Here is a 1,732-nt window from a genome sequence, read left to right as displayed (position 1 = left end):
GAGAGCGGCTCTGCAACGCAAGGCCAGCAAGGGCACACGCAGTTCTCGACGTAGGTGTCGGCAACTGCTGCAACGGCTGTCTGGTCGGGAGAGACGCTTGCAAGCCTGGGTGAACCACTGCATCTCTACTCGCGTCAGCGGGACGGAGTCCTTAGCCATTGTTGCTCGAGCACTGGCAACCCACAGCTTTATTGCCTTGGAGGACTTGACTGGAATTAGGGAACGTACCAATCAACAGCCGCGCAGCAAGACGGAGCGGCGACGAGCAAACAATTGGGCGTTCTCCCAGCTGCGGCAGTTTGTGCACTACAAGGCAGCAAGAGCGGGGGTGAAGGTGGTGTTAGTATCGCCCGCCTGCACTTGGCAAACTTGTCACCGGTGTTTGTGGCTTGGGCAACGGGAAGGGAAGCATTTTCGCTGTGTCAACCCGGCTGGTGGCTGGGAGGGAGATGCAGACTTTAACAGTGCTAACGGGATTGCACTTTTGGGGGCCGCTGTAAACCGGCCTGGAGGTCCGTGGTTGGCTTGCCAACTGCAGGGCTACCAGAAGCCCGCTCCCTACCGCTTAGCGGTCGGAGCCGGGTAGTTTACGTGTCGTTGGCAAGGCTTGCAATAGCCATCAATGGCTATGGGCCAAGAGGTTGGGCTCGAAGACCCGCATCTCCGAATGGAACGGGATCCCTAGGTGGGTTAGCCAATCCCGCAGCGGCTCGTCCTCCAGCGCCAGGATCTGCCCTTGGGGAGAAAGGTGGGCCGGGCGATGCCAGTTGCCCAGTTGGTGAAGCACCTGGCCCATTTGAACGACATTTTCAGGTTGAATGACAAGCACCGGTTCCGCCTGGGCCTTGACTCGAATGTGTCGCTGGGCGTCTGCATACAGCAGATCCCCATCGTGAAGGTGGGTGCCGCGGGGCAGCATCAACTGGATTGCCGTGCCTCGGTCACTCACCAGCCGCTGCCGAGAGCGCTGGCGATCGTGCCAAGTGAGAGAAACTGTCTCCATCTGGCCAGGGATCCCACCTGGCGGCTCAACCAGCAGCTCCGTTACTGCAATAACCGCCGGATCCTCGCCCAAAGTGTGTCGGCCTTCGCTCATCTCAGAGACTCCAGGTACTGGCTGAGGTCTTCTTGCAGGCGGGAGAACTCTACTTCAATAGAAAGGCGCAATGCCCCTGTTTTCAACGTTACTAACACCTTGGCGGCGTAGGGGCCGGGCCAGATATTGGGATTGCAGAACATCTCCAAGTACAAGTTTGGGGCGGAATGGTGAAACTCAATCGGCGCCTGGGGCTGGCGTTGGAGGCCGCTTGCCCCCACTTTGAGCCGCTCCAAAAGGGTTTGCAAAGCCCTGTGCCACTCCCGTGCCCCCTCTGCCGAAAGCGGGAAGCTGGCCGACCCGGTTGCGAAGTTGAGGGCAAACTGAGGAGAATAAGTAGTCATAGAAGCCCGTACCTTCGGCAAGCATTCTCTGGAGGGCAGCGTTGGACAATAACAGTATCTTACGTCAGCTCTTACTAATGGGCGTGGGCACCACCGCTCTGCTGGCGGAGCAGTTGAAAAAGGCTGCTGACGAGCTGGTGCAGAAAGGTCAGCTCAAACCAGAAGAGGCATCCAACGTCATCAACAACCTGCTCAACCAGGTGAAATCCGAGCAGAGCAACCTGGAGTCTTACGTGCAGCGTCAGGTGCGCAACGTCCTGCAGGATTTGGGTGTTCCTCGCCAATCGGAAAT

General features: G+C 58.3%; 4 protein-coding genes. 2 read left to right on the top strand and 2 right to left on the bottom strand.

The window, feature by feature from the left end; all coding sequences use genetic code 11:
- The coding region (locus tag NW835_RS00805; protein WP_414414267.1) for a zinc ribbon domain-containing protein at nt 1–586 on the top strand (586 nt) is incomplete at its 5' end.
- A 33-nt stretch (nt 587–619) separates the two neighbouring features.
- Here the strand turns inward: NW835_RS00805 and NW835_RS00800 are convergent.
- Nucleotides 620–1,096: an urease accessory protein UreE gene (locus NW835_RS00800; protein WP_414365760.1), complete on the bottom strand. Its 477-nt coding sequence runs from the start codon at nt 1,094–1,096 to the stop codon at nt 620–622.
- Nucleotides 1,093–1,440, bottom strand: coding sequence for a hypothetical protein (locus NW835_RS00795; RefSeq protein ID WP_414365761.1), 348 nt, complete (start codon nt 1,438–1,440; stop codon nt 1,093–1,095). The genes NW835_RS00800 and NW835_RS00795 overlap by 4 nt, the downstream gene beginning before the upstream one ends.
- 41 nt (nt 1,441–1,481) lie before the next feature.
- On the opposite strand from NW835_RS00795, the gene NW835_RS00790 reads away from it, so the two are divergent.
- Nucleotides 1,482–1,732 (top strand): phasin family protein (locus NW835_RS00790; RefSeq protein WP_414414266.1); only part of this gene is annotated, 251 nt, incomplete at its 3' end.

The organism is Synechococcus sp. OH2, assembly GCF_047462155.1.
GTDB lineage: Bacteria > Cyanobacteriota > Cyanobacteriia > Thermostichales > Thermostichaceae > Thermostichus.
The sequence above is the reverse complement of the archived record's forward strand: the minus strand, read 5'-3'. Positions and strand labels throughout refer to the sequence as shown.

Coding starts and splice junctions, on each gene's coding strand:
- NW835_RS00800 (WP_414365760.1), bottom strand. CDS start 1,096: ATGAGCGAAGGCCGACACACTTTGGGCGAGGATCCGGCGGTTATTGCA.
- NW835_RS00795 (WP_414365761.1), bottom strand. CDS start 1,440: ATGACTACTTATTCTCCTCAGTTTGCCCTCAACTTCGCAACCGGGTCG.